This is a genomic window from Polaromonas sp. CT11-55 (assembly GCF_047303325.1).
In the GTDB taxonomy this organism is placed as follows: Bacteria; Pseudomonadota; Gammaproteobacteria; order Burkholderiales; family Burkholderiaceae_C; genus Polaromonas.
Map to the genome: position 1 here is coordinate 1 of NZ_JBKBEX010000020.1, position 21,111 is coordinate 21,111.

Below are 21,111 nucleotides of genomic sequence, written 5' to 3' on the forward strand. Positions count from 1 at the left end.
ATGGCCGACGATGAAATTGCGCGCCAGATGCGCGAGATGTCTGGCGCCGAACCCCTGGAGCCAGGCGCGGGCGCGGGGGGGGGGGCCCCCCCCCCCCCCCCCCACCGAGATCACGCAGCTACGCGTGGAGCGCGGCGAAGACGGCGTGCACCTGTCCGCCCTGGTCCGTTTCGACCTTCCACCGGTGGTCGAAGACGCCCTGCTCAAGGGCATCCCGCTGTTTTTTGTAGCCGAAGCCGACATCTACCGGGACCGCTGGTACTGGACCGACCCGCGTGTGGCCAGCACCGCCCGCACCATACGCCTGGCCTACCAGCCGCTGACCCGCCGCTGGCGCGTCAATATTGCGTCCGGGCTGATCACCAGCTCCTCCGGCCTGCGCGCCACCCTGAACCAGAATTACGAAACCCTGGCCGAGGCCCTGTCGGCCATCCAGCGCGTGGCCCGGTGGAGGATCGCGGATGCCGGCGACGTGGACCCGGATTCATCGTACAAGCTGGACTTCAGCTTCAGGCTGGATTTATCCCAACTGCCGCGGCCCTTCCAGATCGGCGTGGCCGGTCAGCGGGACTGGAATATTTCCGCGCAGGTCAAGGACAAGCTCAGGCTGGAGCCCGCCGCGCCCCAGGCCGCCCCCGCGGCCCCAGGAACCGAGGCCACCAAGTGAACCTGCAGGTCAGCGGCGGCTCCCTCAAGAGCAGCAAGGCGTTTCGCTGGACGGTCGGCGTCGGCATAGGCACCATCGTGGCGCTGGGCCTGGTGCTGATGTTTTTGCTGACGCAAGCCACCGGCAATCGCGAACTCTACGAGCGCAATTACGCGCTGCTGCTGGTGCTCAACATCGCGGTGGCCGGCCTGCTGCTGCTGGTCATCGGCTGGATCGTCGTGCGCTTGCTGCTGCGGCTGCGCCGCGGCCGCTTCGGCAGCCGCCTGCTGGTCAAGCTCGCGGCCATCTTCGCGCTGGTCGGCCTGGTGCCGGGCCTGATGATTTATGTGGTGTCCTACCAGTTCGTCTCGCGTTCCATCGAAAGCTGGTTCGACGTGGAAGTCGAGGGCGCCCTGGCCGCCGGCCTGAACCTGGGCCGCGCCACGCTGGACACGCTGGCGGCCGACCTCGGCAACAAGACCCGGCAGGCCGCCACGCAGATCGCCGAAACGCCCGACGCCATGGCGGGCCTGGCGCTGGAGCGCCTGCGCGACCAACTGCAGGCCAGTGATGTGGTGCTCTGGAGCTCTTCGGGCCAGGTGATCGCCAGCGCCGGCGACTCGCGCTTCCTGCTCAAGCCCGAGCGGCCTTCGGTGCAGCAGCTGCGCAGCGCCCGCACGCAGCGCGTCGTCACGCAGATCGAGGGCCTGGACGAGGTGGTGTCGGCCGGCAACGGGGAACTGACGGCGGGCGCCAGCGGCCCGCCGGCCAACGCCGGCAACGCGCCGCGCGTCAAGGCCGTCGCGGTGGTCAACAGCCCGAATGTGAATGTGCTGGGCGATGCGCGGTTTTTGCAGGTGACCCAGCTGCTGCCTGAAGGCCTGGTGGCCAATGCCGTGGCTGTCCAGGAAGCCAACCGCGAATACCAGGAGCGCGCGCTGGCGCGCGGCGGCCTGCGCAAGATGTACATAGGCACACTCACGCTCAGCCTGTTCCTGGCCGTGTTCGGCGCGGTGCTGCTGGCGGTGCTGCTGGGCAACCAGCTGGCCAAGCCGCTGCTGGTGCTGGCCGAAGGCGTGCGCCAGGTGGCCCAGGGCGACCTCACACCCAAGGCGGCGCTGCAAGGCAAGGACGAACTCGGCGGGCTCACGCGCTCCTTCGCCGACATGACGCAGCAGCTGTCCGATGCCCGTACGGCGGTGCAGCACAGCATGAGCCAGGTCGACGCGGCGCGCGCCAACCTGCAGACCATCCTGGACAACCTCACGGCCGGCGTCATCGTGCTGGACGTGCGCGGCCGCATCCAGTCCAGCAACCCGGGTGCCACGCGCATCCTGCGCGCACCGCTGGCGGCCTACCACGGCCAGGCGCTCGGCGAGGTGCCGGGGCTGGGCGTGTTCGCCAAAGATGTGCTGGCCCAGTTCGCCGACTACCTCAGCGACGCCGCGCCGCACGGGCAGGGGCACTGGCAGCAGTCGTTCGAGCTCAACGCCGCCATGCCCGGCGCGCCCGACAACGCGATCACGCTGATCGCGCGCGGCGCCGAGATGCCCGGCACCGAGGAATTCCTGCTGGTGTTCGACGATATCTCCGAAATGGTCTCGGCCCAGCGCGCCCAGGCCTGGGGCGAGGTGGCGCGCAGGCTGGCCCATGAGATCAAGAATCCGCTCACCCCCATACAGCTGTCGGCTGAGCGCCTGGAAATGAAGCTCACCGGAAAGGTCGGCGAGGCCGAGCAGTTGCTGCTCACCAAGTCCGTCAAGACCATCGTCGACCAGGTCGACGCCATGAAGCGGCTGGTCAACGAGTTCCGCGATTACGCCCGGCTACCCGCCGCCGAGCTCAAGCCCGTGGACCTCAATGCCCTGGTCGCCGACGTGATGCAGCTCTACCTGCACGACAGCCACAGCGACGGCCACGGCGGGCGGCGCAGCGATGCCGCGGCCGCCGTGCCCGTCGTCACCGAGCTCGACCCCAAGGCCCCGCTGATCCAGGGTGATGCCCAGCAACTGCGCCAGGTCATCCACAACCTGCTGCAAAATGCGCAGGACGCCCAGGAAGGCAAGGAGGGCGCACTCGTCACCCTCAAGACCGAATACTCCGAAACCTCCAGGCGCGTGCGCCTGAGCGTGCGCGATAAAGGCACCGGTTTCCCCGAGCACATCCTCAAGCGCGCCTTCGAGCCCTACGTCACCACCAAGGTCAAGGGCACGGGGCTGGGGCTGGCGGTGGTCAAAAAAATCGCCGACGAACACGGGGCGCGCATCGATATTTCCAACCGCTTGGTGGACGGCGCCGTGCAAGGTGCGCAAGTGTCGTTATCATTTGCAGTTGTGGCTTAACAACACATTCAGTAACACTTCGATTTCAAGATCCGCACGGCATCGCAATAACAGGCAGGCAGCAATTCAATCATGGCAAATATTCTGGTGGTCGACGACGAGCTGGGCATACGCGACCTTCTCTCAGAAATTCTCAATGACGAAGGGCATCAGGTCGAGCTCGCAGAAAACGCGGCCCAGGCCCGTGCCGCACGCGGGCGTTCCAGGCCCGACCTGGTGCTGCTGGACATCTGGATGCCCGACACCGACGGCGTGACGCTGCTCAAGGAGTGGTCCTCCAGCGGCCTGCTCAGCATGCCCGTCATCATGATGAGCGGCCACGCCACCATAGACACCGCTGTCGAGGCCACCAAGATTGGCGCGATGGCCTTTCTGGAAAAGCCCATCACGCTGCAAAAACTGCTCAAGGCCGTCGAGCAGGGCCTGAGCAAGGCCTCCCCGCGCAAGCCCGCGGCCCTGAACAACAATTCCGCGATGCCCCTGACGGACCTCACGGTGGAAGCTGTGATGACCGGCGGCACCCTGCCTGCGCCCGTCGACCTGGGCCCCCAGGCCACGCAGAGCTTTCTGCTGGAAAAACCGCTGCGCGACGCGCGTGACGAGTTTGAGAAAGCGTATTTCGAATTCCACCTCGCCAAGGAAGGCGGCTCCATGACCCGCGTCGCCGAAAAAACCGGCCTGGAGCGCACCCACTTGTACCGCAAACTCAAGCAGCTGGGCGTGGACCTCACGCGCGGCAAACGCGGCATCTGAGCTTTTGCGGCCGGCCGGCCGGGGACCCCTCGCAGCTGATATATAATCTAAGGCTCAGGCCCGGTAGCTCAGTCGGTAGAGCAGAGGATTGAAAATCCTTGTGTCGGTGGTTCGATTCCGCCCCAGGCCACCAGCATTCATGCGCCCCAGCGCCCTTTTCGGGTTCTGGGGCGTTTTCACGTCCGGGCCAGGGGGTTTGGATTTCTCCTATTGTCGGGAAGTGACAATGGGCCTTCGCTGTATTCCGCGCGCGTGGTGCCGGAATTTCCGTTGATGGTAGATTCAAGCAAACGGAAATCGGTCTGCACATACTTTCAAAGTAACGGATGGCGACATGCAAGCTAATTTGCCAGTTGAGCTGACGAACGGGGTATTCCTGGACGCGAAACTGGCGCGTGCGTTCGGTGAGCAGCTCGCCGGAGAATATTGTTTCGCCGAACCATATCCGCATATCGTGCTGGACAATTTTTTGCCGGAAGCGATGGCGGAAGATGTCCTGGCCAATTTCCCGCTGGAAAAGCGGGAGGGCGAGGTAAATTTTGTTGGCGGATATTTTGAGCACAACAAAAGACAAATATTGCCTTACGCCTGCAATCAAGCGGCACTGAATTATTTTCTGTTCTTTAACTCTGCCCCTTTTATGCAGTTTTTAGAGGGCCTCACCACCATCGATGGATTGATTCCCGATCCATATTTTTCTGGCGGCGGGTTTCATGAGATTGCAAAAGGCGGAAAGTTGGGCATTCATGCCGATTTTCGAATTCAAAATCAACTACATCTGAATAGAAGACTGAATGTGTTGATCTATTTGAATAAGGATTGGGATCAGACGTACGGCGGGGAACTGGAAATTTGGGATAGAGAGATGACTGGAAAAGTAAAGGGCATCCAGCCCGTATTCAATCGATGCGTAATTTTTAATACGGACGCCGATTCCTATCACGGGCATCCTGACCCCTTGAATACCCCGGATGCAATTACGAGAAAGTCCTTGGCGCTTTATTACTACACCGCGTCAAAAGCAATTTATGACGAAGTCCCCAATCTGACCACGCAGTTTCGGGCTCGCTCGGAAAATGAGGCTAAGCAAATACAGTTGAGCAACGTGCCTGCGCCACAGGTGAGCAGCGTGATTCCGCCTCTTAGGGATTTACTCCCGCCCATCCTGTATAGAAATCTGCGTAACGTAAAAAAGAAATACTTTGATAAATAGCCAGTGAGAAATTTTCTCGGCGCCTTTTTATGCGGTGGTTGGTCATATCGCGGTTTTGGGGAGAATCGAAATTCCTCGTGTCGTGTAGTACCGTCCCCGCGTCCCGGCAGAAGGCTTGGCCGAGGCTGTATTGCAGAGCCGCCGGTGGCCTGTCGATAATGATGCTTAACAATGGCTTGAAGGCTTGATCGATGAGTTTCAGCCGAGCCGCCAATACCAGGAGTTCAATTGAAATACCACGTCAGTCACATCATGTGCGAAGGCCGGGCGTATGGCTTACACGCCTACCAGGAAGTCATTGAGTCCGTCGTTTGGGGCCTGCGTGAGTTGGGGCACACAGTGGAGTTCGGCGTAGACACCTTCTCTGAATCGGCAACAAACATCATCTTTGGCGCTCAGATGCTTGAGATGGATGTGATTAGCAAGTTGCCACCCTCCACCATTGTTTATAACTTCGAGCAAATTCGAGGCGAGACCACACTGAAGCCGCCGATGTTGTATGCCGCGGCGAATTTCAAGATATGGGATTACAGTGAAGGAAATGCGGAGGGGTGGAAGAAACTCAATGCAGATTGCCGGATCGTGCCGGTGGGTTATGCCGAGCCTCTGACACGAATCCCCAAAGCGCCGATCCAGGACATTGACGTTCTGATATACGGGGCACCCGGACCTGATCGGATGGATGCATTCTTTCATCTGTGCCATTCCGGGCTCAAGGCGGTCTTTGTGTGCGGCCTGTATGGGAAGGCCAGGGATGAGTTGATCGCGCGATCAAAACTCGTCGTGAACATCCATTTTTATACGGCAAAAAAAATATTTGAGGTCGTTCGCGTCTCTTATCTGATGGCCAATCGCAAAGCTGTTGTGGCCGACATTGATCCAGAAACTGTTATTGAGGAAGATATTCGCGCCGGAATCTGCATCGCGTCTCCGTCAATGCTTGTTCAAGAATGCCACAACATTGTCTTCAACGACGCTCACCGCCAAGCTATAGAAGAAGCCGGGTTTGAGGCCATTCGAAGCCGGGACATAAGGCCTATCCTCGAAACCGCCTTGGCAGGCTGAGAGCGGCTTGACGCGGTTGCGCAGCCTACCGGCTCTGTCGAGCGTTGGGGCGCGCAGCATGGACAGGTCAACGGGCTTCAACGGCCTGCCTGGCCTCCCGCCATAACGCCGGTGTCGAGCCCACCTCGCGCCTGAACACCGCGTTCAGGTATTGCACCGAGCGAAAGCCCGAGGCCAGCGCAATCTCCGCGATGCCGGTGTCCGTGTGGGCCAACAGCTCGAAGCAGTGCTCCAGCTTGCACTGCAGGATCAGGTCGTGCACGGAGCGCTTGAGATCCCGGCGGAAGTACATCTCCAGCGACGAACGTGACATGCCCATCATTTCTGCCACCTGCTCGGTCTTGATGCCCTGGCAGGCGTACTGGCGTATGTAATAGAGCGCCCGCATCACCTGCGGACTGTGCTGGACGTCGCGCGCGGTAGACGCCCGGCTGTGCACGTCGGCCGGCGGTACCACCACGCGGGCGCCGCGCACCGGCGAGCCGCTCAGCGCCTGGTGCAGCAGCTGCGCCGCCCGGCGGCCCATCTCGGCCGTGCCCTGGCTCACGGAACTGAGTTCGATGCGCGTGAGATGCTGTCCCAGCGTGTCGTTGTCGATGCCGATGATCGCCACTTCGTCGGGCACGGCGATGTTGGCGACGATGCAGGCTTGCAGCAGCTGGCGCGCCCGCGCGTCGGTGACGGCGACGATGCCTGTCGGCTTGGGCAGGCTGTCCAGCCAGTCGATCAGCTTTTTGGTGGCGCTCCCCCAGGTGGGTGCGCTGGTGGCCAGGCCGCGGTGAATTTCGCCCGAAGCACCGTTGCGCAGCAGCCATGCCGAGAACGCCCTCTCGCGTTCCTGCGCCCAGCGGTTGAGCGGCGATTCTGGAAGGCTGTAGCAGGCGAAGCGAGTCACGCCGGCTTCCACCAGGTGTTCAAGCGCGCGCGCCACCAGCAGCTGGTTGTCGGTGGCTACGTAGGGGACCTGACCCGGGTAGCAGGCGGGATCCTCGTACGAGCCACCGATGGCGATGACCGGGACGTGGGCACCCGCGAGCGCCCTCGCGACGGCGGGGTCGTCGTAGTCCGCGATGATGCCGTCGCCCTCCCACTCGTGAATGCCATCGAGGCGAAAGCGGAAGTCCTCCTCGAGGAACAGGTCCCAGGCCACGCGCGTCTGCTTCACATAGTCGCCGATGCCGATGAGGATCTCGCGGTCATAGACCTTGCTGGCATGGAACAGCAGGGCCACGCGCAGGACTGCGGGGCCGCTGGTCCGGTCGGGCCGGCGCATGGTCGGGCTTTTGGTCATGGAAGGCCGATCTTGGCACATTGCGTCGATTGCTGCGATGCAGAAAGAAATTTCATAAGCCGCGCTCGGCAATTTCGCAAGCTGCTGCGGTGGCGCAACCGCTAGCATCGCCACTCTGGTGATCTTGATGCGGAGTGGGACCGGTCCCATCGCATGGCTTCGCCACGGCATACCGGCGTCGACGGCAAACGAAGACGCCATTTCCGCGTGCGCGAAAAGCAAACGGCTTTTGGGCAAACCAACGAGGAACTCGATGACTGAGCCAACCCGCTATCCGAGTCTTGACGGCAAGAGCGTGCTGATCTCCGGCGGCGCGACCGGGATAGGCGCGGCCCTCGTGGAGCATTTTGCCGCGCAAGGCGCCAAGGTGGGGTTTGTGGATATCGACGCCGAAGGCGCCCGGGCATTGCTGGCCAGGCTGGAGCGCGAAGGGCTGCGCGGCGTCCATTTTGAGGAATGCGATGTCACGGACATTCCCCGCTTGCGCAGCGCCATTGGCGCCCTTCGCCAGCGCATAGGGCCCATCCAGGTGCTGGTGAACAACGCGGCGAACGACGAGCGCCATCTCATTGAAGAAACGACACCTGAGTCATGGGATGCCGGCGTCGCGGTAAATCTGAAGCACTACTTTTTCGCCGCGCAGGAAGTCTTCAAGGACATGAAAGCCCTGGGCGGAGGCTCGATCGTCAATTTCGGCTCGGTGAGCTGGATGGTCAAGGTAGGCGGGATGCCGGTGTACACAACCTGCAAGTCCGCGGCTCAGGGACTCACCCGCAGCCTTGCACGCGACTTCGGCGCCCATCGCATCCGCGTCAACACGGTTGTTCCGGGATGGGTGATGACTGAAAAGCAGATCCGGCTGTGGGTGACGCCGCAAGCGAAGATTGAACTGGCCAAAGCGCAGTGCCTGCCCGGCGAACTTGCACCCGCGGACCTCGCGCGCGCCGTGCTGTTTCTCGCTTCCGACGACAGCAGCATGATGACCGCGCAGGACCTGGTCGTCGACGGTGGCTGGACATGAACGCTCCGGCAGCGCGCGATCTCATCCTGGTGACGGGTGCGACCGGCAAGGTCGGGCGGGCGTTCATCGCCCGGCTGCTGGGCGATGAACGTTATGACAGTTTCGGGGTTCGCGCGCTGTGCCACAAGCGAAGCCTGCCCCCGCATCCCCGCGTGGAATCGGTGCAAGGCTCCATACAGAATCGTGCCGACGTTCACCGTGCACTGGAAGGCGCCACGCATGTGCTGCACCTGGCGACCAGCAAGGAAACGCCGGACGATGTGATGGACGTGGCCGTCAAGGGCATGTTCTGGCTGCTTGAGGAGTGCCGCGCGAGCAAGGCATTGCGGCAGTTCCTGCTCGTGGGCGGAGATGCCGCGGTTGGCCATTTCTATTACCGGCACACCATTCCGGTCGTGGAGAGCCAGCCGCACAGCGCCTACCCGGGCTGCTATGCGCTGTCCAAAGTGCTGGAAGAAGTCATGCTGGAGCAATACCAGATCCAGTATGGGCTCAACGGCTGCTGCCTGCGTGCGCCGTGGATCATGGAAAAGGACGACTTCCGCTATTCCCTGTCCTTCGGCGACGACGTCTTTGGCGGTCCCCGCTGGCACGAACTGGTCGGGCCGTCCCGCGCGCGCGACTATGTGGCTTCGGGGGCCGTTCCGGTCATGCTGGACCTGCAAGGCAAGCCGGTCAGGCGCAACTTTGTGCATGTGGACGACCTGGTGGACGCGTTGTTGCTGGCGCTCGATGCGCCGCAAGCCCGGCACCAGCGCATGAACATCTGCATGGATGAGCCGGTCGACTACGGCGATCTCGGCGACTACCTGGCACGCACGCGCGGTGTGCCGCTGGTGCCGGTGCCCACACCCTACCACTCGACATGGCTGGACAACAGCAAGGCGAAATTTCTTCTGAACTGGCGGCCCCGCTACGACATGGCGCGGCTTGTGGAGGCGGCGTGGGCTTACCAGCGCCCTGCCGACGAGCCTCGCGTCGTCTGGTATCCCGGATAGCAACACCGCTGCTCCCGCCGCCGCACCGGGAGGAGCAGAAAGCATGGAGTGGCGGCGCGATTCGAAAAAACCAACTTGAGGAGACAGAACATGAGACAGCTGCAGCGACGCACATTCACGGCAATCCTGGCCGGCGCAGGCCTGGCGGCGGCATGGAGCCCGTTTGCCCACGCCGCCGGCAAGAAACTGGTGATCGGGTTTGCCCAGACGGGCGCCGAAAGCGAATGGCGGACCGCCAACACCGAGTCGGTCAAAGCCGCGGCCACAGCGGCCGGCCATGAACTGAAGTTTTCCGACGCGCAGCAGAAGCAGGAGAACCAGATCAAGGCGATCCGCTCCTTCATCAGCCAGAAGGTGGACGTCATCATCCTTGCGCCTCTTGTCACGACCGGCTGGGACACGGTGCTCAAGGAGGCGAAGGCCGCGAAGATTCCAGTGATCCTGGAAAGCCGCAATGTGGTGGTGAAGGATCCGTCTACCTGGACCACCTTCATCGGCTCCGACTTCGTCGAGGAGGGCCGGCGGGCGGGGCAATGGCTTCTCGACAACACGAAGAGCACCACGGGACCTGTCAATATTGTCGAGCTGCAGGGAACGGTCGGCTCGGACCCGGCCATAGACCGCAAGAAGGGATTTGACGAAGTCCTCAAGGGGAATGCGCGCTACAAGGTCATCCGCTCCCAGACCGGCGACTTCACGCGCGCCAAAGGCAAGGAAGTGATGGAAGCCTTCCTCAAGGCCGAGGGCAAAAAAATCAACGTCCTCTACGCGCACAACGACGACATGGCCATAGGCGCTATCCAGGCCATCGAGGAGGCGGGCCTCAAGCCCGGCAAGGACATTCTCGTCATCGGTGTCGACGCCGTGAAAGGCGCTTTCGAAGCCATGGTGGCGGGCAAGATGAATGTGAGCGTGGAGTGCAATCCGCTCCTGGGTCCGCAACTGATGGAGGCGGCGGCGAAGGCGGCCGCCGGCCAGCCGCTGCCGCGCTGGATCAAGACGATCGAAGGTGTATTCCCGGCCGAAGTTGCGGCCAAGGAATTCCCCAACCGCAAATACTAGCGAAACGGTTTTGCATTCGTAGGGTGACAGGAAAGCGACTGGCCTGGAAGTCGCGGCCCATTACGAGAAACCCGCGCGGTTTCGCGATCGCGCGCATGCCGCCAGGCCGGCAAAAAAAGATCAGGAGACAGCAATGCATACAAGACGAGACCTCCTTGCCGCAAGCGCCGGCGCAGCACTGGCTGGTATTGCGGGGCGCGCGGCGGCGCAGACTTATGAGCCGGGCTGCTTCAAGCCGTTTTCCGCCAGCACCAAGACCATCCAGTACCCGGCCAAGAAAGGGCCTTACCGCATCGCCCTGGCCAACGGCTATGCGGGAAACAGCTGGCGCATCCAGATGATCAAGTCGCTCAAGGCCTATGCGGCGACACCCGACATCAAGCCCCACATCAAGGAGCTGAAGGTGGTCTCCACCGGAACCGACGTGGCCGCGCAGTTGGGTGCCATCGACAACTTCATCAACGCGGGTTTCGACGCCATCCTCACCATCGCGGTGTCGCCCACGTCCTTCAAGCCGGTGATCAAGCGGGCCAAGGATGCGGGCGTAGTCCTGATCCCCTTCGACAACGTGCTGGACACCGACGAGGTCATCCAGGTCAACGAAGACCAGTTCGAGATGGGCCGCCTCATGGGGCGTTGGCTGGAGAAGAACGGGGCCACCAGTGGCAAGGTGCTGGAAATCCGCGGGCTGCCGGGAAACTCGGTCGACCGCGACCGGCACCTGGGTTTTCGCGAAATCATGGAAAAGCACAAGGGCCTGCAGATCGTCGAGGTGGTCGGCAACTGGGACGACGGAACTTCCCAGAAAGTGGCGGCGGACGCCATCGCCGTGCACGGCCGGTTCAGCGGCATCTACACCCAGGCCGGCTCCAACGGCACGGTCCGTGCGCTCATCGAAGCCAAGCACCCCTTCGTGCCGATTGGCGCCGAGGGAGAGAACGGTTTTCGCAAGATGGTCTACGAGCACCACAAGGATGGACTCAAAGGCGCTTCGGCCGCGCAGTCCCCCGGCCTGGTGGCGGTGGCATTGAAGGCGGCCGTTGCCGCGCTGCAAGGGCAGAAGCTGCCCCAGTACATCTCGGTACCTATTCCTTATGTGGAATACCCGCAGATGGAGCCGGGCAAGAACTTCTATCCCGATTTGCCGGACACGTTTTACGTGGCCAACGAGTTCCCGCCGTGCAACATCAACATCACAGCGCCGGACATCATGAAGCAGAGCGAGGGGAACACCTGAAGGAACGATCCGTGCCCCAGACCTTGCTGCAGCTCCAGGACATCTCCAAGCGCTACGCGGGCGTGCGCGCGCTGGACGGCGCGGACCTCGCTTGCCGTGCCGGCGAGATCCACGCCGTGCTGGGGGAAAACGGCGCGGGCAAGTCCACCCTGATCAAGGTCGTTGCCGGGGTGGTGCAGCCCGACGCCGGCCGTATCCTCATGGAAGGCGTGGAGCTGCGCCTGGCTTCGCCGAACATGGCTCGCGACCATGGCATTGCCTGCGTGTTTCAGGAGTTGTCGCTGGTGCCGGATCTCTCGGTGGCGGAGAACATCTTCCTGGCGCGGCCGCCGCGCCGGCGTGGACTGATCGACGCGAAGGCCCAGCAGGAGCAGGCCGCCGCCCTGCTGGCCATGCTGGGATGCGGCGACATCCACCCCAAGGAGCGCGTGCGGGACCTGCCGCTTTCACGCCGCCAGCTGATCGAGATCGCCAAGGCGCTGAGCCTGCAGCCGCGCCTGCTGATCCTGGACGAGGCGACCTCCGCGCTGAGCAGCGAGGATGTGGAGCGGCTCTACACGCTGCTGTTCCAGCTGCGCGCGCGCGGCGTGGGCATCTTGTTCATCTCGCACCGCATGCACGAAGTCAAGGCGCTGGCCGATACCTGCTCGGTGTTTCGCAGCGGCAGGCGCGTGGACACCTTCGCCAGCGGCACCCGCTCCGATGCGGAGGTGGTCCAGCTGATGATAGGCCGCGACGTCGCCAAGACCTATCCGCCGAAAACCGGCCCCACGCCCTGGGCCCAGCCCGCTATCACTGCGCAGGGCCTGGGCTGGCCTCCCGTGCTGCACGACATCTCGCTGGAGATCAAGGCCGGCGAGATTGTCGGGCTGGGAGGGCTGGACGGACAGGGGCAACGGGAGTTGTTGCTGGCGCTCTTCGGCGTGCTCAAGGGTGTCCAGGGCCAAGTGCAGGTATTCGGCCAGTTGCGCCGCGACCTGGCGCCGCATGTGTGCAAGGGCCCGGAGCTGGGCATCGCGCTGATCCCGGAGGACCGCAAGACCGAAGGGCTGATCCTGCCCATGAGCATCGGGGAGAACATGAGCCTGGCCAACCTGCCGGCGCTTGCGCGCCTGGGCATCCTCAGCGCGGCGGCGGAGGGCTCCGCCGTGGCGCGCATGGTGGAGCAGTTGCGCATCAAAATCGGCTCCGCGCAAGACCCGGTGCAAACTCTGTCGGGTGGCAACCAGCAGAAAGTGGTGATTGCCAAATGGCTCATGGCCCATCCGCGCGTGCTGCTGCTCAACGACCCGACCCGCGGCATCGATGTGGCCACCAAACAAGAGCTGTATGCGCTGCTGCGCGAGCTGGCCGCCCAGGGCGTGGCCGTGCTGCTGTATTCCACCGACTATGAGGAACTCATAGGCCTGGCCGACCGCGTGCTCATCATGTACGAGGGCCGCATCGCCCGCACGCTTGCCGGCGACGACATCAGCGAGCATGCGATAGTGGCATCCTCGCTCAACGTTTCACCCAGCGGCCGGGAGGCCGCCACCGCATGAGCCGGCGCGGCGAATGGGGCATGGCGTTGCGGCGCAACGGTGGGCCGCTGGCCGCGCTGGCGGTGTTCATCGTGATGTTCGCGCTGTTCCTGCTGGAGCACCCGCGCTCGATCTCCGTGGCTATCGTGACCACCGCGTCCAACAAGGCGGTGCTGCTGGCCATCGTGGCGATGGCGCAGACGCTGCCCGTCATCACCCGGGGGCTGGATCTTTCCGTCGGCATGGTGATGGTGCTAACCGGCTGCCTCGCCTCCGCGGTCGTGAACGGCGCACCCTGGCAGGTGGCACTGGGCATCGTGCTGGTGCTCGCTTGCGGCGCGGCGGCCGGTGCCATCAACGGCGCCATTGTGGTCTTCGGGCGCCTGCAGCCCATCATTGTCACGCTCGCCACCGGCGCGGTGTATTTCGGCTTTGCCCTGCTGCTGCGGCCGGCGCCGGGCGGCGAGGTCAGCGAGGGGCTGTCGGACGCAATGACCGGCCGGCTGTTCGGCGTGATCCCCAGCACCATGGTGCTGCTGGCCGTGCTCGTCGTGCTGGGGTGGATGCCCTTGAAGCGGACGGTGATCGGCCGCGCGTGCTATGCGGTCGGGTCCTCTGAGCAGGCGGCCTACCTCTCCGGCGTTCCGTCGGAGCGCGCCAAATTCCTGGCCTATACCGTCGCCGGCCTGCTTTCGGGTGTGGCCGGGCTGCTGCTGTCCCTGATCGCGCTGTCGGGCGAGGCCAGCGGCCCGCAGGCCGGCCTGTACACCCTCAATTCGATCGCGGCGGTCGTGATAGGCGGCACATCGCTATACGGCGGCACCGGCGGGATGGTCGGCTCCATCCTCGGCGCCTTTGTGCTGCGCACCATCGGCGACCTGCTGTTCGTCTTCAACGCGCCGGCGCTCTGGCAGCCTCTTTTTGAGGGCCTGATATTGCTGGGCGCCGTGTGCATGGGCGCGGCGCGCGTGCTGCGCGTCAGAAACCGGCTGGACCTGTTCTGATGAGTACCACCGAATTGGTTGCCGCGCAGCCCTCCCCCGGGGCCAAGAACCCCGTGCAGCGCCTGCTGCTGAACCCGCCCGCCGTTGTGGGGCTGTGCTGCCTCTTGCTGCTACTGGCCGGCAGTACCGTGAACCGCAATTTCCTGATGCCCGCCTACCTGCTGCAGCAGCTGCAGATCGCGGCCTTCCTCGGGCTTGCCGCGGCGGGATTGATGGCCGTCATCCTGCTGGGCCATATCGACCTGTCCGTGCCCTGGACCATCACCACGGGCGCCATGATGGCCGCCGCCGCAGGGTCGAGCTATGGGACGGAGTGGGCCATTCCGGCGGGCCTGCTCTGCGGGGCGCTGATCGGCCTGGCCAACGGCCTGGGTGTGGCCCTGCTGCGCATCCCGTCGATGATCTTCACACTGGGCGCCAATGCGGTGTTGCAGGGGCTGATGGTGCTGTACACCGGCGGCCATGCGCCCAAGGACGCCGCCACCGCGCTGATGCGCGACCTGGCCGTGGGCAGGACCCTGGGCCTGCCCAACGCGGTGCTGGCCTGGGCGGCCGTCTCGCTGCTGGTATACCTGCTGTTGACACGCACGGTGGCGGGTCGTTATGTCTACGTGATCGGCAACAGCGAGCGCGCTGCCTATCTCAGCGGCGTGCGCACCACCAGGATGACGGTGGCCTGTTTCGTCGCCTGCGGCATGCTGGCGGCGTTCGCGGGGGTGCTGCTGGCCGGGTATTCGGGCAACGCCTACCAGGCCATGGGCGACCCCTACCTGCTGCCGGCGATCGCGGCCGTGGTGCTGGGCGGCACCAACATCCTGGGCGGGCGTGGCAGCTATCTGGGCACGGTCGCCGGCGTCGTGTTCATCGTGCTGTTGCAGAGCATGCTGGCGGTATTGCAGATGCCTGAGGCGGGCCGCCAGATCATTTACGGAGCGCTGATCCTGGCCATGCTGCTGCTGTACGGAAGATCGGCCAAAGTGAGATGAGGGGGTGAGCATGGGTGAACACTATGGCATTCGCGGTGAGTTCCGCCTGCACGACGCCCGCTTTCGCGGCGTGGTGCCTCCCAATTCATTTGTGGAAAAACTCTACAGCGGCGCACGCTGGGCCGAAGGGCCGGTGTATTTTCCAGCGGGTGATTTCCTGTTGTTCAGCGACATCCCCAACAACCGCATCCTGCGTTGGGTGCCCGACGGCGACGGGCCCGGGTGCGTACTGGAGTTTCGCAAACCCTCCGATTTCACCAATGGCAACACGCGCGATGGCCAGGGCCGCCTGCTTAGCTGCGAACATGGCACGCGCTGTGTCAGCCGCACCGGGCACGACGGGCGCCGCACGGTGCTTGCGTCCTCTTTCCAGGGCAAGAAACTCAACTCACCCAACGACCTGGTGGTAGGCCCCGATGGGGCCTTGTGGTTCTCCGACCCGTCCTACGGCATCCTCTCCGATTACGAGGGTTACGCGGCGGAGCCTGAGTACGGAGGCCGTTACGTGTTCCGGGTCGATCCCGCCAGCGGACGCGTGGATGCGGCCGTGACCGACTTCGTCCAGCCGAACGGGCTGGCTTTTTCGCCGGATGGAAGCCGGCTGTATATCGCCGACTCGGGCGCCTCGCACGATCCCCAGGGGCCACGCCACATCCGCTCCTTCCAGGTGAGTGGGGACCGGTTGCTGGGGGGTGAGGTGTTTGCGACGGTGGATGCGGGCATTCCGGACGGGCTGCGCGTGGACGTTCTTGGCAATGTCTGGACCAGCGCCGGTGACGGCGTTCATTGCTTCACGCCGCGGGGCGAACTGCTTGGCAAGATCCTCATTCCGGAGCCGGTGGCCAATCTCGAGTTCGGCGGCCCGCGAGGCAACAGGCTGTTCATCACTGCGACAACTTCGCTGTATGCCTGTTATCTGGCGACCTCCGGTGCGAGCGCTCCTGCGCCGCGAGCCGGCTGAGGGGACGGCCATGCCGGCGACGATCCCGCACATGGCACCAATTGCTGCGATGCAGAAAGAAATTTCACAAGCCGCGCTCGCCAAATTCGCAAACTTGCGTGGCGGCACAGAGACTAGCATCGCCATTTTGATTGTTCCGGCGCAGACATGACTTCCTTTGAATCCCTTCCCCAGGTCCGTTACGAGGGCCCGCAGTCGACGAATCCGTTGGCGTACCGCCATTACGACGCCAAGGAGCGCGTGCTGGGCAAGACGCTGGAGCAGCACCTGCGCCTGGCCGTTTGTTATTGGCATACCTTTGTATGGCCCGGTAACGATGTGTTCGGGCAACCGACCTTCGCGCGGCCCTGGCACGTGCCTGGCGACGAGCTGACGCTGGCGCGCCGCAAGGCCGACGCCGCCTTCGGCCTGATCTCGCGGCTGGGCGTGCCCTTCTACACCTTCCACGATACCGACGTGGCGCCGGAGGGTGCAAGCCTGGCAGACTACCGCGGCAACCTGTCGGCCATGGTGGACGTGCTGGCACAAAAGCAGCAGGAGACGGGCATAGCGCTGCTGTGGGGCACGGCCAACCTGTTCAGTCATCCGCGCTACGCCGCCGGCGCGGCGAGCAACCCCGATCCCGAAGTCTTTGCGTACGCCGCGACGCAGGTCTTCAGCGCGCTCAATGCCACGCACCGCCTGGGCGGCGCGAACTACGTGATGTGGGGCGGGCGTGAAGGCTATGACACGCTGCTCAACACCGACCTGCGCCGTGAGCGGCGCCAGCTCGGCCGCTTCATGCAGATGGTGGTGGAGCACAAGCACAAGATAGGTTTCACGGGCCAGCTGCTGATCGAGCCGAAGCCGCTGGAGCCCACCAAGCACCAGTACGACTACGACAGCGCCACGGTCTATGGTTTCCTCAAGGACTTCGGCCTGGAGCACGAGATCAAGCTGAACATCGAGGCCAACCACGCCACCCTGGCGGGCCACAGCTTCCAGCACGAAATCGCCACGGCCGCCTCGCTGGGCATCTTCGGCAGCGTCGACGCCAACCGGGGCGACCCGCAAAACGGCTGGGACACCGACCAGTTCCCCAACAGCGTGGAAGACCTCACGCTGGCGATGTATGAGATCCTGCGCGCGGGCGGCGTCGGCAGTGGCGGCTTCAACTTCGACGCCAAGGTGCGCCGCCAGAGCATGGATCCTGTGGACATTCTGCATGGACACGTCGGTGCCATCGACGCGCTGGCCTTGGCGCTCAGGTGCGCCGCGCGGCTCATGGAAGCCGGTGAGCTCGAGCGCTTTCGCGCCGAGCGCTACGCCCGCTGGGACGGCGACCTGGGCCGCGGCATCCTGGGCGGCGACATGAAGCTCAGCGAGGTGGCGGAATACGCCTTCGTTCAGGACCTGCGGCCCCGGCCGGTGAGCGGGCGGCAGGAGTGGCTGGAAAACCGCGTGAACGCCGCGATCTTTGATCCTGTCGTCTGAGGCACCGGCAGGAGCGCACACCATGAACCCGGACGTCGGCTTCCAGCAGGTGAGCAAGCGCTTCGGCCCGGTCCAGGTGCTGCATGGCGTGAGCTTCGCTTTCGCGCCGGGGCGCGTCTACGGCGTGCTGGGCGAGAACGGCGCTGGAAAGTCCACGCTCATGAAGATATTGGCCGGCTATGAACCGGCCAGCGAGGGCTCGGTGGAGATAGGCGGGCAGGCCGTAAGCTTTCGGGGGCCGCGCGACGCCGAGGCCGAAGGCATCGTGATGATCCACCAGGAGTTCAACCTCGCCGACGACCTGAGCATCGCGCAGAACATCTTTCTTGGGCACGAGCTGATCCGCCATGGCTTGCTGGACGAGCGGGCGATGGCGCGCCGCGCCGAGGCGGCGATGCGCTCGGTGGGCCTGGCCTGTGATCCCGGCCGGCGTGTGCGCGACCTGATCGTGGCCGAGAAGCAGCTGGTCGAAATCGCCAAGGCGCTGAGCCGCAATGCCCGCATGCTGGTGATGGACGAACCCACGGCCACGCTCACGCCGTCCGAAACCGAGCGGCTGTTCGGCCTGATCGCGCAGTTGCGGGGCCAGGGTGCCACGGTGCTCTACATTTCGCACAAGCTGGACGAGGTCGAACGCATCACCGACGAAGTGCTGGTCATGCGCGACGGCCGCCTGGTCGCGCACCGGCCCACAGGCAGCGTGACCCGCCAGCAGATGGCCAGCCTCATGGTGGGCCGCGAGCTGAGCGACTTGTTTCCGCCGCGGCAGCCCGTGCCCGATGGCGCGCAGGTGCTGCTCAAGGTCCAGGACCTGCAGGTACCCGGCTGGGCGCAGGACGTGAGCTTCCAGGTGCGCGCCGGCGAGATCCTGGGTTTCGCCGGGCTGGTCGGCGCCGGGCGGACTGAATTGTTTGAAGGCCTGCTGGGCCTGCGCCCCGCGAGCTGCACGGCGGTGGAGATCGCGGGCCGCCCGTGGGCGCGGCGCAGCCCGCGCTCGGCCGCTCGCCTGGGGCTGACCTACCTCAGTGAGGACCGCAAGGGCCGCGGCCTGCACCTGCGCATGGGCGTGCCGGAGAACCTCACGTTGATGGCGCTGGAGCGCTATGCCCAGCCCTGGCTGGATCCCGCGGCGGAGCGTGCGGCCCTGAAGCAGGCGAGCGAAGCCTTCGGCATACGTGCGGCGGCCGGCGTCCCGGCATCGGCGCTGTCCGGCGGCAACCAGCAGAAACTGGCGCTGGCCCGCGTGTTGCAGCCGCAGCCGCAAGTCGTGGTGCTTGACGAGCCCACGCGCGGCGTGGATGTGGGCGCCAAGCGCGACATCTATTTCCTGATCCGGCGACTGGCCGACGAGGGCCGCGCCATCGTCATCGTCTCGTCCGAGCTGCTCGAACTCATAGGCCTGTGCCACCGTGTCATCGTCATGCGCCAGGGCCGGATGGCGGCCGAGCTGCCGCAGGACCAGCTCACCGAAGAACTGCTGATTGCCCATGCAACTGGAACCCACTAAACCCATGGCCGGTGTATCGCCAGCGCCCATGATGGCGCGCCGCTGGGCCGGCCTGCGCGGCGGCGGCCCGCTGGCGGGCCTGGTGCTGGTGTGCCTGCTAGGCGCCATGCTGAACGAGAACTTCGCCAGCCTGGACAACGCCATGAATGTCCTGACCCGAACGGCGTTCATCGGCATCATCGCCGTAGGCATGTGCTTTGTCATCATTTCCGGCGGCATCGACCTGTCGGTGGGGTCCATGGCGGCGCTGATCGCGGGCGCCATGATCCTGCTGATGAACGCCGCCGCGGGCGCCGGCTGGCCGCCGCTGGCCGCAATCCTGGCCGGCATGGCCTGCGCCGTCGGCCTGGGCGCGCTGTTCGGCCTGGCCCACGGCCTGCTGATCAGCAAGGGGCGCATAGAGCCCTTTATCGTGACCCTGGGGACGCTCGGCATTTTCCGCGCCTACCTGACCTACTTCTCCAACGGCGGCGCGATCACGCTGGACGGCTCGCTGGCCAGCGCCTACGGCCCGGTGTACTACGGCAGCTGGCTGGGCGTTCCCGTGCCGGTGTGGGTTTTTGTCGTGGTCGCGCTGCTGGGCGGCTTGATCCTGAACCGCACAGCCTACGGCCGTTACGTGCAGGCCATAGGCTCCAACGAACAGGTGGCCCGCTACGCGGCCGTGGAAGTCGATCGCGTCAAGGTGCTCACCTACGTGCTGTTGGGCGTTTGCGTGGGCATCGCCACCGTGCTGTACGTGCCGCGCCTGGGCTCGGCTTCGCCGTCCACCGGACTGCTTTGGGAGCTCGAGGCGATTGCGGCGGTGATCGTCGGCGGCACGGCGCTCAAGGGCGGCGCCGGCAGCATCACCGGCACCGTCATCGGCGCGGTGCTGCTTTCGGTGATCAGCAACATCCTGAATCTCACCAGCATCATCAGCGTGTATCTGAACGCCGCGGTGCAGGGCTTTGTGATCATCGCGGTGGCGTTCTTCCAGCGCGGGCGTAAATGATGGAGTTCACCGGCGGCGCTGCCGTTTTTTCAGCCAATCTTTCAGCCAACCCAAAGAGGAGACAAACCATGAAACCGATCACCCAATTGCTCGCGGCAGGCGCCGCTGTCCTGGCCTTGCTCGGCGCCGCGCCGGCGGCGCTGGCGCAGAACAAGCCGCACATCGGCGTGTCCATCCCCGCCGCCACCCACGGCTGGACGGGCGGGGTGGTGTATTGGGCCAACCGCACCAAGGCGGAACTGGAAAAGCAGTACCCCGGCCTGAAGGTCACCGTCAAGACGGCCGGCTCGGCGGCGGAACAGGCCAACCAGGTGCAGGACCTGCAAACGGCCAACAAGATCGACACGCTGGTGATCCTTCCCTTCGAATCCGCGCCGCTCACGCAGCCCGTTGCGCAGGTCAAGGGAAAAGGTGTGTATGTCACCGTGGTGGACCGAGGCCTGACCGATGCCAGCGCGCAGGACGCCTATGTGGCGGGCGACAACCCCGGCTTCGGCAAGGTGTCGGGCGAATACATGGCCAAGGCCATGGGCGGCAAGGGCAACGTCGTGGTGCTGCGCGGCATCCCGACCGTGATCGACAACCAGCGCGTCGACGCCTTCATGGCGGTGATGAAGAGCCACCCCGACATCAAGGTGCTGGACGCCAAGCACGGCAACTGGAACCGCGACGATGCCTTCAAGGTGATGCAGGACTACCTCACGCGCTTCAAGCAGATCGACGCCGTGTGGGCTTCGGACGACGACATGGCCGTGGGCGTGCAAAAGGCGATAGACCAAGCCAAGCGCGGCGACATCAAGATGGTGCTGGGCGGCGCCGGTTCCAAGGACTACATCAAGAAGGTGATGGACGGCGACAAGATGGTCACGGCCGACGTGACCTACTCGCCCGCCATGATCGCCGACGCGATGAAGCTCACCGCGGCCGCGCGCGTCAAGGGCGAGAAGCTGCCGGCCTCCACCATCATCCCCTCGGTGCTGGTGACCCGGGACAACGCCAAACAGTACTATTTCCCCGACTCCCCGTTCTGAGGCAATC

At 64.4% G+C, this 21,111-nt stretch carries 19 protein-coding genes and 1 tRNA gene; 19 read left to right on the forward strand and 1 reads right to left on the reverse strand.

Features of this window, described 5'->3' with window-relative positions:
* The first annotated feature begins 109 nt into the window (after positions 1-109).
* The 6 genes from ACEN8I_RS17105 (at position 110) to ACEN8I_RS17130 (ending at position 6,019) form a co-directional block, all read left to right on the forward strand.
* The gene (locus ACEN8I_RS17105; protein ID WP_413329852.1) at positions 110-667 is read left to right on the forward strand and encodes a DUF4390 domain-containing protein; all 558 of its coding nucleotides are present in this window, start codon (positions 110-112) and stop codon (positions 665-667) included.
* The gene (locus tag ACEN8I_RS17110) at positions 664-2,988 is read left to right on the forward strand and encodes an ATP-binding protein (protein WP_413329722.1); all 2,325 of its coding nucleotides are present in this window, start codon (positions 664-666) and stop codon (positions 2,986-2,988) included. Before ACEN8I_RS17105 ends, ACEN8I_RS17110 begins: the two co-directional genes overlap by 4 nt.
* Before the next feature lie 72 nt (positions 2,989-3,060).
* The gene (locus ACEN8I_RS17115) at positions 3,061-3,741 is read left to right on the forward strand and encodes a response regulator (protein WP_413329723.1); all 681 of its coding nucleotides are present in this window, start codon (positions 3,061-3,063) and stop codon (positions 3,739-3,741) included.
* Between the two features lie 57 nt (positions 3,742-3,798).
* Positions 3,799-3,874: transfer RNA gene (locus ACEN8I_RS17120), tRNA-Phe, on the forward strand.
* 201 nt (positions 3,875-4,075) lie between these two features.
* Complete coding sequence (locus ACEN8I_RS17125) at positions 4,076-4,954, forward strand: 2OG-Fe(II) oxygenase (protein ID WP_413329724.1); 879 nt, start codon at positions 4,076-4,078, stop codon at positions 4,952-4,954.
* A 228-nt stretch (positions 4,955-5,182) separates the two neighbouring features.
* Positions 5,183-6,019, forward strand: a complete 837-nt coding sequence (locus tag ACEN8I_RS17130; RefSeq protein ID WP_413329725.1) for a hypothetical protein — start codon at positions 5,183-5,185, stop codon at positions 6,017-6,019.
* 67 nt (positions 6,020-6,086) lie between these two features.
* On the opposite strand, the gene ACEN8I_RS17135 is transcribed toward ACEN8I_RS17130, so the two are convergent.
* Positions 6,087-7,310 carry a XylR family transcriptional regulator gene (locus ACEN8I_RS17135; RefSeq protein ID WP_413329726.1) on the reverse strand — a complete coding sequence of 408 codons (1,224 nt, stop codon included), beginning with the start codon at positions 7,308-7,310 and terminating at the stop codon, positions 6,087-6,089.
* A 253-nt stretch (positions 7,311-7,563) separates the two neighbouring features.
* Between ACEN8I_RS17135 and ACEN8I_RS17140 the strand changes: the two genes are divergently transcribed.
* The 13 genes from ACEN8I_RS17140 to ACEN8I_RS17200 all read left to right on the forward strand — a co-directional run bounded on the left by ACEN8I_RS17140 (position 7,564) and on the right by ACEN8I_RS17200 (position 21,104).
* Positions 7,564-8,331: an SDR family NAD(P)-dependent oxidoreductase gene (locus ACEN8I_RS17140; protein ID WP_413329728.1), complete on the forward strand. Its 768-nt coding sequence runs from the start codon at positions 7,564-7,566 to the stop codon at positions 8,329-8,331.
* Complete coding sequence (locus ACEN8I_RS17145) at positions 8,328-9,329, forward strand: NAD-dependent epimerase/dehydratase family protein (RefSeq protein ID WP_413329730.1); 1,002 nt, start codon at positions 8,328-8,330, stop codon at positions 9,327-9,329. Before ACEN8I_RS17140 ends, ACEN8I_RS17145 begins: the two co-directional genes overlap by 4 nt.
* Before the next feature lie 90 nt (positions 9,330-9,419).
* Positions 9,420-10,391, forward strand: a complete 972-nt coding sequence (locus ACEN8I_RS17150) for an ABC transporter substrate-binding protein (RefSeq protein WP_413329732.1) — start codon at positions 9,420-9,422, stop codon at positions 10,389-10,391.
* Positions 10,392-10,524: 133 nt separating this feature from the next.
* Entirely contained in the window at positions 10,525-11,628 is a 1,104-nt protein-coding gene (locus tag ACEN8I_RS17155) for a sugar ABC transporter substrate-binding protein (RefSeq protein ID WP_413329734.1), read from the forward strand.
* Positions 11,629-11,639: 11 nt separating this feature from the next.
* Positions 11,640-13,169 (forward strand): sugar ABC transporter ATP-binding protein, encoded by a 1,530-nt coding sequence (locus ACEN8I_RS17160; protein WP_413329736.1) that lies wholly within the window; start codon positions 11,640-11,642, stop codon positions 13,167-13,169.
* Entirely contained in the window at positions 13,166-14,152 is a 987-nt protein-coding gene (locus ACEN8I_RS17165; RefSeq protein WP_413329738.1) for an ABC transporter permease, read from the forward strand. Before ACEN8I_RS17160 ends, ACEN8I_RS17165 begins: the two co-directional genes overlap by 4 nt.
* A complete protein-coding gene (locus tag ACEN8I_RS17170) occupies positions 14,152-15,138 on the forward strand; it encodes an ABC transporter permease (RefSeq protein ID WP_413329740.1) in 987 nt (328 codons plus the stop codon). The genes ACEN8I_RS17165 and ACEN8I_RS17170 overlap by 1 nt, the downstream gene beginning before the upstream one ends.
* A gap of 10 nt (positions 15,139-15,148) precedes the next feature.
* Positions 15,149-16,099, forward strand: a complete 951-nt coding sequence (locus ACEN8I_RS17175; protein WP_413329742.1) for an SMP-30/gluconolactonase/LRE family protein — start codon at positions 15,149-15,151, stop codon at positions 16,097-16,099.
* 10 nt (positions 16,100-16,109) lie between these two features.
* Positions 16,110-16,250 carry a hypothetical protein gene (locus tag ACEN8I_RS17180; protein WP_413329744.1) on the forward strand — a complete coding sequence of 47 codons (141 nt, stop codon included), beginning with the start codon at positions 16,110-16,112 and terminating at the stop codon, positions 16,248-16,250.
* A complete protein-coding gene (gene xylA, locus ACEN8I_RS17185; RefSeq protein WP_413329746.1) occupies positions 16,247-17,572 on the forward strand; it encodes a xylose isomerase in 1,326 nt (441 codons plus the stop codon). The genes ACEN8I_RS17180 and xylA overlap by 4 nt, the downstream gene beginning before the upstream one ends.
* Before the next feature lie 22 nt (positions 17,573-17,594).
* On the forward strand, positions 17,595-19,079 hold the full coding sequence (locus ACEN8I_RS17190; protein ID WP_413329748.1) for a sugar ABC transporter ATP-binding protein: 1,485 nt from the start codon (positions 17,595-17,597) through the stop codon (positions 19,077-19,079).
* 4 nt (positions 19,080-19,083) lie between these two features.
* Positions 19,084-20,073, forward strand: a complete 990-nt coding sequence (locus tag ACEN8I_RS17195) for an ABC transporter permease (RefSeq protein ID WP_413329854.1) — start codon at positions 19,084-19,086, stop codon at positions 20,071-20,073.
* Positions 20,074-20,141: 68 nt separating this feature from the next.
* The gene (locus ACEN8I_RS17200) at positions 20,142-21,104 is read left to right on the forward strand and encodes an ABC transporter substrate-binding protein (RefSeq protein ID WP_413329750.1); all 963 of its coding nucleotides are present in this window, start codon (positions 20,142-20,144) and stop codon (positions 21,102-21,104) included.
* The last annotated feature ends 7 nt before the right edge of the window (positions 21,105-21,111 follow it).

Bases quoted from the DNA above. Each gene is read 5' to 3' on its own strand.
- ACEN8I_RS17115 (WP_413329723.1), top strand. From the start codon at position 3,061: ATGGCAAATATTCTGGTGGTCGACGACGAGCTGGGCATACGCGACCTT.
- ACEN8I_RS17125 (WP_413329724.1), top strand. From the start codon at position 4,076: ATGCAAGCTAATTTGCCAGTTGAGCTGACGAACGGGGTATTCCTGGAC.
- ACEN8I_RS17135 (WP_413329726.1), bottom strand. From the start codon at position 7,310: ATGACCAAAAGCCCGACCATGCGCCGGCCCGACCGGACCAGCGGCCCC.
- ACEN8I_RS17140 (WP_413329728.1), top strand. From the start codon at position 7,564: ATGACTGAGCCAACCCGCTATCCGAGTCTTGACGGCAAGAGCGTGCTG.
- ACEN8I_RS17145 (WP_413329730.1), top strand. From the start codon at position 8,328: ATGAACGCTCCGGCAGCGCGCGATCTCATCCTGGTGACGGGTGCGACC.
- ACEN8I_RS17150 (WP_413329732.1), top strand. From the start codon at position 9,420: ATGAGACAGCTGCAGCGACGCACATTCACGGCAATCCTGGCCGGCGCA.
- ACEN8I_RS17155 (WP_413329734.1), top strand. From the start codon at position 10,525: ATGCATACAAGACGAGACCTCCTTGCCGCAAGCGCCGGCGCAGCACTG.
- ACEN8I_RS17165 (WP_413329738.1), top strand. From the start codon at position 13,166: ATGAGCCGGCGCGGCGAATGGGGCATGGCGTTGCGGCGCAACGGTGGG.
- ACEN8I_RS17170 (WP_413329740.1), top strand. From the start codon at position 14,152: ATGAGTACCACCGAATTGGTTGCCGCGCAGCCCTCCCCCGGGGCCAAG.
- ACEN8I_RS17175 (WP_413329742.1), top strand. From the start codon at position 15,149: ATGGGTGAACACTATGGCATTCGCGGTGAGTTCCGCCTGCACGACGCC.
- ACEN8I_RS17180 (WP_413329744.1), top strand. From the start codon at position 16,110: ATGCCGGCGACGATCCCGCACATGGCACCAATTGCTGCGATGCAGAAA.
- xylA (WP_413329746.1), top strand. From the start codon at position 16,247: ATGACTTCCTTTGAATCCCTTCCCCAGGTCCGTTACGAGGGCCCGCAG.
- ACEN8I_RS17190 (WP_413329748.1), top strand. From the start codon at position 17,595: ATGAACCCGGACGTCGGCTTCCAGCAGGTGAGCAAGCGCTTCGGCCCG.
- ACEN8I_RS17195 (WP_413329854.1), top strand. From the start codon at position 19,084: ATGGCCGGTGTATCGCCAGCGCCCATGATGGCGCGCCGCTGGGCCGGC.
- ACEN8I_RS17200 (WP_413329750.1), top strand. From the start codon at position 20,142: ATGAAACCGATCACCCAATTGCTCGCGGCAGGCGCCGCTGTCCTGGCC.